General features: G+C 69.9%; 11 protein-coding genes. 6 read left to right on the top strand and 5 right to left on the bottom strand.

Annotated elements, in window-relative coordinates:
* The first annotated feature begins 59 nt into the window (after positions 1–59).
* On the top strand, positions 60–968 hold the full coding sequence (locus ACLJQ7_RS11345) for a M23 family metallopeptidase (RefSeq protein ID WP_410648137.1): 909 nt from the start codon (positions 60–62) through the stop codon (positions 966–968).
* A gap of 59 nt (positions 969–1027) precedes the next feature.
* On the opposite strand, the gene ACLJQ7_RS11350 is transcribed toward ACLJQ7_RS11345, so the two are convergent.
* On the bottom strand, positions 1028–1972 hold the full coding sequence (locus ACLJQ7_RS11350) for an o-succinylbenzoate synthase (RefSeq protein ID WP_410648138.1): 945 nt from the start codon (positions 1970–1972) through the stop codon (positions 1028–1030).
* Between the two features lie 57 nt (positions 1973–2029).
* Here ACLJQ7_RS11350 and ACLJQ7_RS11355 point away from each other — a divergent pair, with 57 nt between their 5' ends.
* Positions 2030–4852, top strand: a complete 2823-nt coding sequence (locus ACLJQ7_RS11355) for a BTAD domain-containing putative transcriptional regulator (protein WP_410648139.1) — start codon at positions 2030–2032, stop codon at positions 4850–4852.
* 115 nt (positions 4853–4967) lie between these two features.
* Here the strand turns inward: ACLJQ7_RS11355 and ACLJQ7_RS11360 are convergent, their stop codons facing one another.
* The 3 genes from ACLJQ7_RS11360 to ACLJQ7_RS11370 form a co-directional block, all read right to left on the bottom strand.
* A complete protein-coding gene (locus ACLJQ7_RS11360; protein WP_410648140.1) occupies positions 4968–5783 on the bottom strand; it encodes a DUF72 domain-containing protein in 816 nt (271 codons plus the stop codon).
* A gap of 52 nt (positions 5784–5835) precedes the next feature.
* Positions 5836–6591 (bottom strand): DUF4253 domain-containing protein, encoded by a 756-nt coding sequence (locus tag ACLJQ7_RS11365; RefSeq protein WP_410648142.1) that lies wholly within the window; start codon positions 6589–6591, stop codon positions 5836–5838.
* A 420-nt stretch (positions 6592–7011) separates the two neighbouring features.
* Positions 7012–8658, bottom strand: coding sequence for a DNA repair helicase XPB (locus ACLJQ7_RS11370; protein ID WP_378445243.1), 1647 nt, complete (start codon positions 8656–8658; stop codon positions 7012–7014).
* An 86-nt stretch (positions 8659–8744) separates the two neighbouring features.
* Between ACLJQ7_RS11370 and ACLJQ7_RS11375 the strand changes: the two genes are divergently transcribed.
* The gene (locus ACLJQ7_RS11375; RefSeq protein WP_410648144.1) at positions 8745–9377 is read left to right on the top strand and encodes a hypothetical protein; all 633 of its coding nucleotides are present in this window, start codon (positions 8745–8747) and stop codon (positions 9375–9377) included.
* On the opposite strand, the gene ACLJQ7_RS11380 is transcribed toward ACLJQ7_RS11375, so the two are convergent.
* Complete coding sequence (locus tag ACLJQ7_RS11380) at positions 9374–10333, bottom strand: ABC transporter substrate-binding protein (protein WP_410648145.1); 960 nt, start codon at positions 10331–10333, stop codon at positions 9374–9376. The two genes, ACLJQ7_RS11375 and ACLJQ7_RS11380, sit on opposite strands and share 4 nt — an antisense overlap.
* Before the next feature lie 191 nt (positions 10334–10524).
* On the opposite strand from ACLJQ7_RS11380, the gene ACLJQ7_RS11385 reads away from it, so the two are divergent.
* The 3 genes from ACLJQ7_RS11385 (at position 10525) to mdlC (ending at position 15708) form a co-directional block, all read left to right on the top strand.
* Positions 10525–13182, top strand: a complete 2658-nt coding sequence (locus ACLJQ7_RS11385; protein WP_410648146.1) for a nitrate- and nitrite sensing domain-containing protein — start codon at positions 10525–10527, stop codon at positions 13180–13182.
* Positions 13183–13303: 121 nt separating this feature from the next.
* A complete protein-coding gene (locus ACLJQ7_RS11390) occupies positions 13304–13990 on the top strand; it encodes a copper homeostasis protein CutC (RefSeq protein ID WP_410648147.1) in 687 nt (228 codons plus the stop codon).
* A gap of 134 nt (positions 13991–14124) precedes the next feature.
* Positions 14125–15708 carry a benzoylformate decarboxylase gene (mdlC, locus tag ACLJQ7_RS11395; RefSeq protein ID WP_410648148.1) on the top strand — a complete coding sequence of 528 codons (1584 nt, stop codon included), beginning with the start codon at positions 14125–14127 and terminating at the stop codon, positions 15706–15708.
* Positions 15709–15766 lie beyond the last annotated feature (58 nt).

A 15766-nucleotide genomic window follows, 5' to 3' on the forward strand; every position in this document is an offset into this window, starting at 1 on the left:
TATCTCGCTTGTACGCCCTTTCGGGACGCTTCTCACGAAACGCCGAGAAAGGACATCCGATGAGATTCAGACGAGTGGTCACGGCGGCCGCCACCGCCTTGCTGGGCATGGCCGGGCTGGCGATCACCGCGACGTCGGCCGAGGCCGCAGTCGGGCCGCGGCCCAACTTCCAGCTCCCGTTCCCCTGCAACCAGGTGTGGAACGGCGACAACGACAACAGCAGCGCGCACCGGGCCTACGAGATCGACTTCAACCGCGGCAGCTCCGCGGGGGCGGACCTCGGCGACACCGTGGTCGCGGCGGCGGCGGGCAAGGTCGTCATCTCGGCGCACCAGGGCTCGGACAACGGGTTCGGCAACCTGGTGAAGATCGACCACGGTGGGGGGTGGTCGACCTACTACGCGCACCTGAAGGTCCGCTCGGTCGCGCTCAACGCGCAGGTCGCGCAGGGGCAGAAGATCGGCGAGGTCGGCAACACCTCCAAGCCGGGCAACAACATCAGCCCGCATCTGCACTACGAGGTCCGCACCAACGACTCGTCGTGGCCGAGCAACATCAAGCCCGCGTACTTCAACGGCGTGAAGTTCGGCTACCCCAACGCCAACGTGACCTCGAAGAACACCTGCAGCGGCAACGGGAATCCCAACCCGTACGACGCCGTCGAGGTGTGCGGCGACGGCTACAAGGTGATCGACTCGCAGGCGCTCGGCAGCGCCGCGACCGCGTACCTGCTGTACAACGGCACGACCAAGAACAACTGCGTCACCACCATCAAGTCCACCTCGGTCGGCACGGGCAGCGCGGTTTCGGCCTTCCTCGAAGTCCAAGGTTCGGCGAGGAAGACCGACACCGGCAGCTTCGAGTACTACGCGGGCCCGGTGAGCGCGGCCGCCGGCGCGAAGTGCGTCCGGTGGGGCGGCTCGGCGGGTTCCACCAGCTACGAATCGCCTTTCGAGCACTGCACCTGATCGTCTCCCGAACGCCATGAAAGGTCCTTTCCTTGCAAATTTCGCAAGGAAAGGACCTTTCATGGCGTCGGGAGGTGGGTGCGGACGCGGGTGAGGCGGGCTTCCCAGACTGCCCGGACGTCCGGGCCGGCGGCGTGGGCGGTGAAAAGGTCGGGGGCGGGAGCCTGCCGCGGAACCGGCAGGCGTCCGTCCACAGGGGACAGTGAGTCGCCGCAGACGTCCCCCGTCAGCAAGGACATCGTGCCCAGTCCGCAGGCGAAGTCCAAAGTGGGCAGTGCGCCCGCGAGCGCCAGCCCGGCGGCGAGACCGACGCTCGTCTCGACGGCGGACGACACCACGCACGGCAGCCCGCACGCTTCGGCGACCTCCAGCGCCCGCCGGACCCCGCCCAGCGGCGCGACCTTCAGCACGGCGACGTCGGCCGCTCCCGCCACGGCCACCTTGAGCGGATCCTCGGCCCGCCGGATCGATTCGTCCGCGGCGATCCGGACGCCGACCCGGCGCCGGACGTCGGCGAGCTCCTCGATCGACGGGCACGGCTGCTCGACGTACTCGAGCCCACCCGCCGCACGGTCCAGTTCACCGATGGCCTTGACCGCGGTGTCCACGTCCCAGGCCATGTTCGCGTCGACGCGGACCGCTCCCCGCGGGCCCAGCGCGGACCGCACCGCCTCCACCCGGGCGCAGTCCTCGGCGAGGCTCACTCGCGGGTCGGCGACCTTCACCTTCGCCGTGCGGCAACCCGACGCGGACACGAGTTCGTACGCCTTGTCCGGGGACACCACCGGGACGGTCGCGTTCACCTCGACGCTCTCCCGCACCGGCGACGGCCAGCCGCGTTCGCTCGCCTCCAGCGCGGACGCCAGCCACGGCGCGCTCTCGGCGTCGGAGTAGTCGGAGAACGGGCAGAATTCGCCCCAGCCCGCTTCACCGCGGATCAGCAGTCCTTCACGGACGGTGATGCCGCGGAATCGCGTGCGCAGGGGGATCGCGTAGACGTCCATCGGCACCGATCATGCCACCGCGGGAATCGCGTGCCGTTTTCTCCTGTTCCGGACAGAATGAGCGACGTGGCACTCGACTTTCGCGTGCTGGGGCCCACGGAGGTCACGGCGGACGGGCTGCCGGTGCCCTTGGGCGGCAGCAGGCCGCTCATCGTGCTGGCGGGCCTGTTGCTGCGCGCGAACACCGTGGTGCCGGTCGAAGAACTGGGCCGCTGGCTGTGGCCGGACGACCGGCGGCGGTCCAAGGGCGCCCTGCAGACCTACATCCTGCGGGTCCGCCGCGCGCTCGGCGACGACGTCACCATTCGCACGGAACGCGGCGGCTACCTGCTCGAACTCGACGAGAAGCTGCTCGACCTCACCCGTTTCCGTTCTCTCGCCGCGGCCGGGACGGAGGCCGCGCGGGACGGCGACCTGCGCGGGGCCGCGGACCGGTTCGCCGCCGCGCTGGCCGAGTGGCGTGGCCCGGCGTTGCAGAACGTCCACTCCGAAGCGCTGCTTCGGGACGAAGCCGACCAGCTGGGCGAAGAGCGGTTGCGTGTGCGCGAGCAGTGGGCCGACGCGCTCATCGCGCTCGGCGAGCACGCCACCGTCGTTCCCGAGCTGACCAGGTTGTGCCGCGAGCACCCGCTGCGGGAGCGGCTGCACGAGCAGTTGATGATCGCGCTCTACCGCTCCGGCAGACAGGCCGAGGCGCTGAACGTCTATCGCCGGATCGGCGCGGTGCTGGCCGAAGAACTCGGCCTCGACCCCGGCGCGTCACTGCAGCGGGCGCACCAGGCCATCCTGACCGGTGAAGAGTCCGTCGAGACCACATTGGACTCCGGACTGACGCGGTACCGGCTCGGCGCCGAACCGTTGATCCCGCGGCAGCTTCCCGCCGATCTGCGGGCTTTCTCCGGCCGCCAACGCGACCTCAAGGCGCTGCACGGCCTCGTCCCGGAGGCGCTGGACACCGAGCGCTCGACTTCGATCGCGTCGATCGAAGGGATGGGCGGGATCGGAAAGACGACGCTCGCCGTCCACTTCGCGCACGAGGTCGGGGACCGTTTCCCCGGCGGGCAGGTGTACCTCAATCTGCGCGGCTACGGCCCCGGTGAGCCGGTCGAAGCCGCCGCCGCGCTCGAAACCATGCTCGTCTCCGTCGGTGTCCCCGCCGACCGGATCCCCGCCGACGTCGACGGACGCGCGGCCACCTGGCGCACCCACAGCGCCGGCCGCCGGATGCTGATCCTGCTCGACAACGCGGGGAGCACCGAGCAGATCAGGCCGTTGCTGCCTGGCCCCGGTTGCCTGGTGCTGGTGACCAGCCGCTGGCAGTTGCAGGCGCTCGTGGCGACCCACGGCGCGCGCCGCGTCGCGCTGGAGGAACTGCCGGACGAGGACGCGATCGCCCTCCTCGCGTCGACGATCGGGCTGGACCGGATCGCCGAAGACCCCGAGGCCACCGAACGCTTCGTCCGGTACTGCGGCGGGCTGCCGCTGGCCATCCGGATCCTCGCGGTGCGGGCCGCGCAGTTCCCGGATCTCGGGTTGCGGGAGTTCGTCCGGCTGCTGGAAGCCGAACAGGACCGGCTGGGTTCGTTCGACCTCGCCGACGGCGATGAGACGAACATCCGCGCCGTCTTCTCGTACTCGTACCGGGCGCTCGACGAACGGGCCGCCCGGCTGCTGCGGCTGCTCGGCCTGCCCACCGGCGGCGACTTCAGCGTGCCCGTGGCCGCGGCGGTGGCCGGGGTCGACATCGCCGAAGCGCACGAGGATCTGACGAAACTCGCGTCCGCGCACCTGATCGCGCGCTCCAGGCCAGGCCGGCACCAGTTCCACGATCTGATCCGGGCGTACGCGGCCGAGCTTTCGGCGAAGATCGACGGGCCCGAAGCGCGGACGGCCGTGCTGGACAGGCTGCTCCACGCGTCCCTGGCTTCGGCGTTGAACGCGTCCCGGCTCCTGCGTCCGGAACGGCACTACCGGCTCGTCGATCCGGAGCGCTTCGACGGCGCCGGGCTGCGGTTCGGGCACTACGAGCAGGCGCTCGACTGGTTCGACGAGGAGGCGGGGAACCTCATCGCCGCGGTGAACGTCGCGTACCGGGAGCGGCGGTACCGGGAGTGCTGGCAGCTGGCGTGGCTGCTGCAGTCGTACTTCATCGTGCGGGCCCGGCTGGAGGACTGGCGTTCGGTGTTCGGCGTGGCGCTCCGCGCCGCCCGCGACCTGGGGGACCGCCCCGGCGAGGCCGCCATCCTCAGCGGGCTCGGCGTGGCCTGCGGGGTCGCCCGCCAGTACGACGACAGCATCGCCTACCTGAAGCAGGTCGTCGAACTGCAGCGGCAGGTCGGGGACCGGCAAGGTGAGGCGCGGGCCCTCTACAACCTCACGCTGGCGAGCCAGGACCCCGAAACCGGTTGGGAATACGGGACGCGGGCGTTGCGGCTCATCCGGGAGAGCAACGTCGGCGCCGGCATGGAGGCCAGCGCGCTGCAGGCTCTCGGCGACATCTGCACCCAGGCGGGCCGTTTCGAGCAGGCGCTCGACTTCGCCGATCAGGCCTTGGCGCTGGAGGCGCACGCGCTCCCGGACGAAGCCCGCTTCACTCTGCACACCAAGGGGACCGCCCTGGTCGGGCTCGGCCGGGGCGACGAGGGCATCGCCTGCATGCGGCGCGCCGTCGAGATGTTCTTCGCCCACGGCGAGCTCTACGAGGCGGCCGACGTGCTGGCCCAGCTCGGCGGGATCCAGCTGCGGCTCGGTGACCCCTCCTCGGCACGGGAATGCTGGCTGCGTTCGGTCCGGGTGCTGACCGAGCTCGCGCATCCCGACGCCGAGGACGTCCGGACGAAGCTGGCCTCGCTCGTGGGCGAAACCGCCAAGGCGGAGTGAGGCACGGGCGCCCGGCGTGCCGACCCCCAGTCGCAGCACGCGAGTACGCCCGTGCCCGCACACGTCACCTAACAGGACACCGCTCACTGCGCGCTGACTGTGCAGCGTGCGCTGCTCAGGCCAGCAGTTTCGCGAGGGCGATCGCGTTCTTCGGCGCCTCGACCTTGACGTCGTTGTCGAAGTAGACGTACGTGTCTCGACCCCAGCCCTTGATCTTCCTGGCCCATTTCTTCAAGGCCTTGTCGCTGTACCCGCTGACGTACAGTTCCTCGTCGCCGTGCAGGCGGACGTACGCGAACTCGTCGCTCGTCATCTCGTCGACGAACGGGAACTTGCCCGCGGTGTCGGCGACCACGAGCGCGATGCCGTGCTTCCGGAACAGTTCGAGGCTTTCGGGCTCGGCGAAGCTCGGATGCCGTACTTCGACGGCGTGCCGGAGCTGCCGGCGAGGCTTCGGATCGGTGTGCGGCTCGGTCTTCAGCTTGTCGTCGTGCTTACTCGCGAGCTTGGCGGCGGCGTCACTGGTGCGGGGCAAGAGCTTGAAGAACGCCTCGACGCGCTCGGCGTCGAACGCCAGCCGCGGCGGCAGCTGCCAGAGGAGCGGCCCCAATTTCCGGCCGAGCGCCAGCACGCCGGACGCGAAGAAGTTCGCCAACGGCGTCTCGACGTCCCGCAGTTGCTTCATATGCGTGATGAAGCGGCCGCCCTTGACGGCGAAGACGAAGTCGTCCGGTGTCTCCTCTGCCCACGTCCGGTACCGCTCGGGGCGCTGCAGCGAGTAGAACGAACCGTTGATCTCGGCCGAGTTCATCCGGGACGACAGGTATTCCAGCTCGCGCCGCTGCACCAGGCCGCGGGGGTAGAAGTCCCCGCGCCACGGTGGGTAGCGCCAGCCCGAAGTGCCGATCCTCAGCTCCGCGACGTCGATCACCGCCTTTCCGTGTCGCCCAGATTCCCCCTCTCCGGCCGGCGCAAACGCCCGCTCACGCCCACGAGAACCGCCAGCGGCGGGTCTGGACGAGGCTGGAGGCGAACTCGCGCAGATTGCCCGGCTGCCCGGCGAACGAGGGCAGGCAGAACGCCCGGTGCTCGGCGGCGACGGTGAGCGCTCGGCCCTGGGTGCGCGGCGGCGCGGCCACCGACAGCTCCATCGAGTCGAAGCCCAGCACCGTGAGCGTCGCGCCGAAACGGTCTTCCCAGCTGCGCAGGACCGCGGACAGCTCGTGGACCTGGTCGGTCGCCTTGATCATGCCCGTCCAGCCGAGGATCGCCGGGATGTCGGCGGGCCGCTCCGTCTGCACCAGAGCCAGCCGATGCTGCCCGCGCGCGGCCAGAATCGACCCGGTGTTACCCGCCTCGGCCAGCGGATCCGCCCGGCGAGCCGGGCGACGGGCGAGCCCGGGGAACTTCGCGCCGAACGGGCGCAGGCAGGCGCCGTCGCAGCACGACGTGTCCCACCAGCGGGCCAGCACCTCGGCCGGATCCACCGAGGAGATCCGGTGATCGGCGGGGGCGAGCCTGCCGCGGTCGTCGATCCAGTCCTCGCCGTTGGCGGCGAAGCGCCGGTCGTGCGGGATCAGCACCGGCCACAGACCGGAGCGGTCGAACTCGGCGACGCAGCCGGTGTAGCGCTCCGGCCTGGCCAACGGCAGGTCCGAAACCCAGATCCGGCCGTGCCACCGGCCGGGCGGCAGGGTCTGGACGGGCGGCGTACCCGGACGGAACGGTGCGATCGTCATCGGCTTCCCCTCGAACTGGTGTTCGGTCAACTCTACCCGAACACTAGTTCGAAGCACCGACAGTTTTCGATACCCCGTTTGCGGGATCTCACGGCGGGTGCCTCAGGTGTCCCTGGAGTCACATGGGCACCATGGTTGTCCACAGTGGACGCTCGCCACGGGCGAAGGTGCTGTTGCGAAAGCCACTTTCACAACGTTGAAGGTTGCGAAAGTGGCTTTCGCAACGCGTCCTTCCGGGCCGCCGCCGCTCTCGTCCCAGGTACACCAGCAGGCACAGCGGCCGCGCGTGAAGGCCCCCTTCCCTCGGCTCAGCCGAGCAAACTCGACCTTCACGCCTTGCCAAGTACATGAAGGCCCCCTTCACTGCGCTAAACGCAATGAAGGGGGCCTTCACGTACTTGGCAGGACCGAAGCGGGCGGCTACATGGGCCGCAGCAGGTCGTCCGCGTCCACGATCCGGTACGCGTACCCCTGTTCCGCCAGGAATCGCTGCCGATGCGCCGCGTACTCCGTGTCGACGGTGTCCCGCGAGACGACCGAGTAGAAATGCGCCTGCCGTCCGTCGCCCTTGGGCCGCAGCAGCCGTCCGAGCCGCTGCGCTTCTTCCTGCCGCGAACCGAAGGTCCCGGAGATCTGGATGGCGACCGACGCCTCCGGCAGGTCGATCGAGAAGTTCGCGACCTTCGAAACGACCAGCGTCCTGATCTCGCCGCGCCGGAACGCGTCGAACAGTTCCTCGCGTTCCTTGTTCCGCGTCGCGCCCTGGATCACCGGCGCGTCGAGTTCGTCACCGATCATCTCCAGCTGGTCGAGATAGGCCCCGATGACCAGGGTCGGCTCGCCGGGATGCCGGTCGACCAGCGATTTGATCACCTTGGTCTTGGTGTCCGCGGTCGCCGCCAGTTTGTACCGTTCCTCGGCCTCGGCCGTCGCGTACGCGAGCCTCTCGGCGTCGGTCAGCGTCACCCGGACCTCGGTGCATTCCGCCGGCGCGATCCAGCCCTGCGCCTCGATGTCACGCCACGGGACGTCGTACCGCTTCGGTCCGATCAGGGAGAACACGTCGCCCTCGCGTCCGTCCTCGCGCACCAGGGTCGCGGTCAGGCCGAGCCGCCGCCGCGACTGCAGGTCCGCGGTCATCCGGAACACCGGCGCGGGCAGCAGGTGGACCTCGTCGTAGACGACCAGGCCCCAGTCGCGCGAATCGAACAGGTCCAGATGCCTGTACTCGCCCTTGGTCTTGCGCGTGACCACCTGGTACGTCGCGATGGTGACCGGCCGGATCTCCTTCTTCTCCCCGGAGTATTCGCCGATCTCCTCCTCGGTGAGCGAGGTCCGCGCGACCAGCTCCCGTTTCCACTGCCGTCCGGCGACGGTGTTCGTCACCAGGATCAGCGTGGTCGCCTTCGCGTGCGCCATGGCCGCGGCGCCGACCAGCGTCTTGCCCGCGCCGCACGGCAGCACGACGACGCCGGACCCGCCCGCCCAGAACGCCTCGGCGGCCTTGCGCTGGTAGTCGCGCAGCTCCCAGTCGACCTCGGCGAGGTCGATCGGATGCGCCTCGCCGTCGACGTAGCCGGCGAGGTCTTCCGCGGGCCAGCCGACCTTCAGCAGCGCCTGCTTGAGCCGTCCGCGTTCGGACGGGTGCACGATGACGGTGTCCTCGTCGATGCGGGCGCCCAGCATCGGGCTGATCTTCTTGTGCCGGAGGATCTCCTCCAGCACCGCGCGGTCGATGGTCGACATCACCAGGCCGTGCGCCGGGTGGTTGGCGATCTGCAGCCGCCCGAACCGGCCCATCGTGTCCACGATGTCGATGAGCAGCGGCTGGGGGACGGGGAAGCGCGAGTACGTCGTCAGCGCGTCGACGACCTGTTCGGCGTCGTGGCCCGCCGCGCGGGCGTTCCACAACGCCAATGGCGTGATCCGGTAGGTGTGGACGTGCTCGGGCGCGCGTTCCAGTTCGGCGAACGGCGCGATGGCGATCCGCGCGTCGTCGGCCTGGCTGTTGTCGACCTCGAGGAGCACGGTCTTGTCGGATTGGACGATCAGCGGGCCATCGGTCACAACGTCCTTTATACGTTCCGGCCACACTTGCCCCCGCCGCGGCACCGCTGGTGGAAGGATATGCGGCAGGTGAGCAGGAGGGGACCTTGACGACAACACCGACCGGCGGGACACCCGAGTACGACCCGTTCAACGCGCCCGCGCCGCTGCCTCCGATGCCGGAGGCGGTACCGCCGACGCCGTTCCCCAAGCCGCCGCCGCTGAGCGTGCTGGCCAAGGCCTCGATCGTGCTGGGCGTCGTCGCCGCGCTGGGCCTGGGGAGCCTGGCCGCCTTCGGGCTCTCGCAGTCGAGCCGGTTCGGCAAGGTCGAGGCGGGCAAATGCCTGTACCTGACCGACGAAGCGAGCGGCAAACAGAGCTACACGACGGCCGGCTGCTCGTCGACTCGCGCGACCTTCCGCGTCGACGAGGTGCGGACGGGCTCCTCGGACTGCCGTACCGCCGACTACATCCAGTTCGAGCTGTACGGGGGTTCGTCGAGCAAGAGGGCGGAAAAGACGCTCTGCCTCGCGCTGAACGTCGAGAGCGGGGACTGCCTGCGCGACGTCGTGCACGAGACGCGGATCGCGAAGGTCCGCTGCACCGACATCAGCGCGGAGGCGCGCGCGACGGTGATGCGGGGATCGGAGGCCGTCTGCATGCCGGAGGACACCGAACTGCGCTACACCGGACCGCCCGTGCGCACCGTGTGCCTCAGGCCGACCGGAGAGAACATTTAGGGGCGCGCCACCATCGACTGCACGTCGAGCCGCGCACCGAGCATCCCCGAGTTGTGCATCAGGTCGGCGACGCGTTGCAGCCGGATGCCGTTGAGGGACACCGGGTACGTCCCGAGCGAGATCAGCGACGCCGTGGTCCGGTCGATGTCGGAGAACGACGGCAGCGCGTCGCGGACGACGGCCGGGTCGGCCGCCCGCACCTGCGCTTCGCCGAGCACCTTGCGGAAGACGGCGAGCGTGCGGGCGTTGCCCTGTCCGAAGGCTCCCGTCGAAACGTAGGACGACATCGGGAAGTCCAGTGTCGCGCCGCGGGCGCCGTCGGCGAGGATGCTCGCCCCGAGCTCCTTCTCGGCCCTGGTGATGTACGGCTCGACCATCCACGCGGCATCGACTTCGCCCGCCTGCAACGCCTGGGGCATCCGGTCGAACGGATGCTGTTTGAACTGGATCCGGTTCACGTCGACGCCCGCGGTCCCCAATACCGAGCGGGCCGCCAGCACGCCGACGTCGTCGAGCATGTTCACCGCGATCTTCGGTGACTTCTTCAGCGTCGGCTCGGTGTAGTCGGAGCCGGGGAGTGTGACGAGCGCCATGGTGTTGCGGCCGGCGGTGTACGCCTCGCCCTGCAACCGGAGCGCCGTCCCGGCCGCGGCGGCGCGGAAGATCGACACGTCGCTCGCGAACGCCAGATCGATCTCGCCCGCGGAGAGTTTGCCGATCGCCTGGTCGGCGGGAACTTCGACGAGGGTCACGGAAAGCCCGGCCGCGGTGAACTTCCCGTCGGCGACGGCGACCCGCAAGGGTGCCGTGTCGATGGGGCTGCCGACGCCGATGCGCAGTTCCGTCCGTTCGAGTGGCGCGTCGGTGCTTGCGTCACCGCCGGAAAACACTCCGCAACCGGCGGCCGCCAGCAGCGCCGCTACCAGCGGAATCGCCAAGACGCGCATCTTCGTCACCGCTCACCTACCGAGAGAATGTGCTCCTCCTTCTGGATCGTATGGTCCAGGCCCCATACGATCGCCTGCGGGAGGCGCCGGATGGCGCGGCTTTCGATCGTTCTCGAACCTTGTTACTCTACAGTAGGTTCGGGCTCTCGTCCCCGATGTCAGCCATGGGAAAGGGTCCCGTGGTGGGAAAAGGAAACCAGGTGGCCCGTCGCGACAAGCGTCCCCGTGGGGGCGACGCGGCGGAACGGCATCCTCGTGTCGGCGGGCGCTGGCGGCTGCGGAACTGGCACCTGCGTACCAAACTCTTCGTGGTACTCCTGATTCCCGCCCTCGCGGTGGTCGCCCTCGTCGGTCTCCGGGTCAACTCCGATCTGCGGGACGCCAGGCAGCTGGCCGAGTTCGCCACCCGCGGCCGCGTCGACAGCACCGTCGCCGAAGCCGTGCACCAGCTCCAGCGCGAACGAGATCTCACCGTCCGCTTCGTCGCCGGCGAGCGCAAGGGCGACCTTTCCGAACTGACCGAACAGCGCAAGCGCGTCGACGAGGCCATCGGCACCTTCGACCGCACGCTCGGCGAAAGCAAGAGCAGGCTCGGCGGCAAGACCGCGACCAGCCTGCAGCAGACCAGCGACCGGCTGCGCGTGCTGACCGGCCTCCGCTTTTCCGCGGAACACTCCGCCTTCCCCGCCGACGCGGTGCTGCGCTCCTACAGCGACCTGATCTCCGGTCTGCTCGACATCAGCGATTCCACCGCCGCCGACGTCTCCGACCCGGATCTGGGGAAACTCCGCCTCGCGGGCAACGCGCTCGCGCGGGTCAAGGACCAGATGTCGGTCAAACGCGCGATCATGGCGGCCGCGCTCGCGGAGGGCGGCCTCAACCGGGACCGGACCCGCGCGCTGCTCGGCGCGGAGGCCGAACTCGCCGCCGCCCGCAACGACTACCGCACTTTCGCGACCCCCGAGCAGCAGCGGATGTACGACGACACGGTCATCGGTCTGATCGTCGACATCGGCAACGACATGGTCGAATCGGCGCTCATCCGCGCGGAGAACGATCAGGGGCTCGGCGGGCTGGACCCGAATCAGTGGGACACCTCGGCCACCTACACGGTCAATCTGGCCCACCAGGTGCAGCAGGCGCTGCTCGTCCAGCTTCAGGAACGCACCGACGCCCTCGCGGCACGGGCGAGGACGTCCGCGATCTGGGACGGCGGCATCGTGCTCGCCGTGCTGGTCGTCGCCGGGGTGCTCTCGGTGATCATCGCGCGTTCGCTGTTACGGCCGCTGCGGATCCTGCGCCGCAGCGCGCTCCACGTCGCGGAGCACCAGCTGCCGGCTGCCGTCGAAGGTCTGCTGAGCGACCCCGAACCGCAGCCGGAGAACCTGCGGCGGCGTTTGGCCGTCGCCCCGGTCCCGGTGTTCAGCCGCGAGGAACTCGGCCAGGTGGCGCGCGCGTTCGACGCGGTGCACGGCGAGGCCGTCCGGCTCGCCGGGGAACAGGCGATGCTGCGGGAGAACATCAACGCGATGTTCGTGAACCTGTCGCAGCGGAGCCAGGATCTCGTCGAGCGGCAGTTGTCCGTGCTGGACCGCATGGAGGCCGACGAACAGGACCCCGACACGCTAGCCGGGCTCTTCGAACTCGACCACCTCGCGACCCGGATGCGCCGCAACAGCGAGAACCTGCTGGTGTTGTCCGGAACCGACGTCGTCCGTGAGGACGGTGGCGCCGTGGTCGCCGACGAGATCATCGGCGCCGCGCTCTCGGAGGTCGAGCACTACCAGCGGATCGAACTCGGCCCGGCGCCGCGGATCGCGGTACGCGGCGAGGCCGTCAACGACCTCGTGCACGTGGTCTCCGAGCTGCTGGAGAACGCGACCCGCTATTCGGATCAGAGCACGATGGTGCAGGTCGAGGGGCACGAGACCGATCGCGGGGAATGGCAGATCGAGATCTCCGACCACGGCGCCGGGATGCCGCAGGCGGAGATCGACCGGACCAACGCGCGGCTGGCGAACCCGCCCGACGTGGACGTCGAGGTCTCCCGGCGGATGGGCCTGTTCGTGGTCGCGACGCTGGCGATCCGGCACCAGATCGACGTCCGCCTCCGGTCCGCCGACGGCGGCGGGATCACCGCGGTGGTCGTCGTGCCCGCCGAGCTCATCGTCGAGGCGCCCCGGCGGGCCCCGATGCCGGAACCCGTGCCCGTGACCGTCGTCGTCCCGGAGCCGGAACCCGAGCCGCCACTGGAAGTCCCGCCGCTGCCGGAACCACAGGAGAGCGCCGAGGAGTCGCGGTTCGCGCCCGTGCTGGACCCCGGGCCGCTGCGGCGCGCTCCCGTCGTCGAGCGAGAGAACCCGCCGGAATGGCCGTCTTCGGACGACGACGCCGTCGACCATCTCGAGCTGGACGCGCCGACCGAGCGGATGCCGAAGTACCAGAGCGTGCTTTCGCAGTGGTTCGACCACGGAGGCCCGCGCGAAGGACCTTCGCCCGCGGAACCCGGCCCGCCTTCCTTGCCATCGTTCGAGCCGGTGAAGCACGCCGTACCCGAGGATCCCGACGAGCCGACCGAACCGACACTGAAGCCGGTGGCGCCGAAGGAAGAGGAGCCGGAACCCGCTTGGCCGACGCCCGCCGAACTGGAACAGGAGGACGGCGCGGAGGAGACCTGGCCGGTGCTGCCCGCCGTCGTTCCCGAGGCCCGGTCGCAGGACGACAGGCCGGAGAAGCCGCGAGGGGAGAGGCCGATACTCTCACTTTCCCCCGAAGCGGTCCGCGAACGGATGACCAGCCTGCAAGGCGGATTCCGGCGCGGTCGCCACGCCAGGGGTGAAGACAACCCCTCGGATTGAGCGAACGTGCGGAGCTGCGATGTACCCGGAAGGCGACCCTGAGCTTGAACCCGCCTCCGCCGAAGGCTCCGCTGTCGCGGCCGCGGGTTCACCGACGGACATTGAGCGAATTGGAAGGTTCATGACCCCGAAAACCGGCCTGCTGGAAGTGATCGCGCTGACCGCGGTGGACGCGGAGCGCGCGCAGGAGGGCGGGGCCGATCGCCTCGAACTGGTCAGCGACATGGCCAGCGACGGGCTCACGCCGTCGGTCGGGACGCTGCGCGAAGTACTCGGTGCCACCGATCTCCCGGTGCGGGTCATGCTGCGCGACAACATGTCCTTCGCCGCCGGTGACCTCGACGGGCTGCGTGCGGACGCCGCGCGCCTGATCGACGCGGGTGCGCGGGAGTTCGTCTTCGGCTTCCTGGACCTGGAAAGCGAAATCGACGTCGAAGCCTGCGAGACCCTGGTCAAGGAGCTCGACGGGCTGCCGTGGACCTTCCACCGCGCCATCGACCGCGCGCGGGACCCGTTGCGCGCCTACGACCAGCTGGCCTCCCTCGGCTGCGACACGGTGCTCGCGGCCGGGCATCCGCACGGCGTCGCGCACGGGCTTTCGGTGTTGCAGCGGCTCGCCCGCCGTGAGGACGGGCCTCGGCTGCTGGTCGGCGGCGGCCTGCGGGCACAGCAGGTGCATCTGCTGCGAGCGGGCGGGGTCGACGCGTTCCACGTCGGCGGCGCGGTCCGCCCTGGCGGCTGGGAGTCCGGCATGGACACTGTGGACGTCGCCGCCGTTCGCGAGTGGGCGGCGCTGGTCAAGGAGTAGGCCGCGTATGCGACTACCGCATTCAGAGGACGAAATGCGGGCGGTGCCGTACGCGGGGGGTCAGGTCCAGACCACATACGGTGATACGAGGTTGCATCTTCAACTATCCGGTGTGGACGAGATAGCGTGTGGCCATGGCTACCCGCACCGTACGTGACGCGACCAGGGAACTGCTGCGCGATCTGGGCCTGACCACCGTTTTCGGCAATCCCGGCACGACCGAGATCGCCTTCCTGACGGAATGGCCCGACGACTTCACCTACGTGCTCGCGCTCCACGAGGCGTCCGTCGTCGCGATGGCCGACGGGTACGCCCGCGCGAGCAGGCAGGCGGCACTGGTGAACCTGCACTCCGCCGGCGGGGTCGGCCACGCGCTCGGGCATGTCTTCACCGCGTACCGCAACAACGCCCCCCTGATCATCCTGGCGGGCCAGCAGACCAGGTCGCTGCTGCCGGACGACCCCTTCCTCGGCGCCGTCGAGGCGGCGAACTTCCCCAAGCCGTACGTGAAGTGGAGCTGCGAGCCCGCCAGGGCCGAGGACGTCCCGGCGGCGCTGGCGCGGGCGTACCACATCGCGACGCAGGCGCCCATGGGTCCGGTGTTCGTCTCGGTGCCGGTCGACGACTGGGACGTCGAGACCTCGAAGCCGGTCGTCTCCCGGCCGCGGATCCCCGGTTTCGCGCCCGATCCGTCCGCTTTGGACGAACTGGTGTCCGCCTTGGACGCCGCCGAACGTCCGGCGATCGTCGTCGGCCCCGGTATCGACGGGGAAGGCGCCGTGCCGGACGTCGTCGAGCTGGCCGAGAAGGTGGGCGCCGGAGTCTGGGCGCCGCCGATGGGGGCGCGCTGCTCCTTCCCCGAGGACCACCCGCAGTTCTTCGGATTCCTGCAGCCGGAACGGAAAACGCTCGCGAACGCGCTGACCGAGCACGATCTCGTGGTCGTCATCGGCGCCCCGGCGTTCACCTACCACGTGTACCGGGGCGAGTCGGAAACCGCGCTGCCGCCGCTGTTCCTGGTCAGCGACGACGACCAGATCCTCGCCAGGGCCGCGGAAGGCACCGGCATCCGCGCGACGCCGATGCTCGCGATCCGCGCGCTGCTGGACCGCGCCGCGCCGCGGGAAGCGCCGAAACCCCGCGCCAGGCTGGAAAAGCCCGCCGCGGTCACGCCGATCACCCCGGCCTTCGCCTACTCGGTGATCTCGGAGGTCCTGCCGGACGACGCGATCGTCGTCGAGGAGACTCCGAGCCACCGCAACGAACTGCACGACCACCTGCCGATCAAGGCCACCGACACCGGTTTCCTCACCGTCGCCAGCGGCACCCTCGGCTACGGCCTCCCGGCCGCCGTCGGTGCCGCGCTGGCCCGCCCGGACCGCAAGGTCGTCGCGATCCTCGGCGACGGATCGAGCATGTACTGCGTCCAGGCACTGTGGACGGCGGCGCAGCACAACCTGCCGGTGACGTTCGTGATCTTCGACAACTCGCAGTACGCCGCCGTGCGCATCCTCGGCGAGGCCGCGGGCGGGGAGAAGGTGCCGGGCGTCGACCTCGGCGGCATCGATTTCCCCGCGCTGGCGAAGAGTCTGGGGCTGAACACGTCGGTCGTCGAGAAGGCGGAGGACCTCAAGCCGGTGCTGGAGGCCGCGCTGCCGGACGAGCGGCCGCATCTGGTGCACGTCCGCATCGACGCGAACCCGCGCACGCTGTACTGAGGGAGCCGAAGGGCGCTTTCCCCGCAGGTGCAGCGTTGCGAAAGCCACTTTAGCTGCG

The sequence above is a fragment of the Amycolatopsis sp. cmx-4-54 genome (genome assembly GCF_046548895.1).
GTDB lineage: Bacteria > Actinomycetota > Actinomycetes > Mycobacteriales > Pseudonocardiaceae > Amycolatopsis.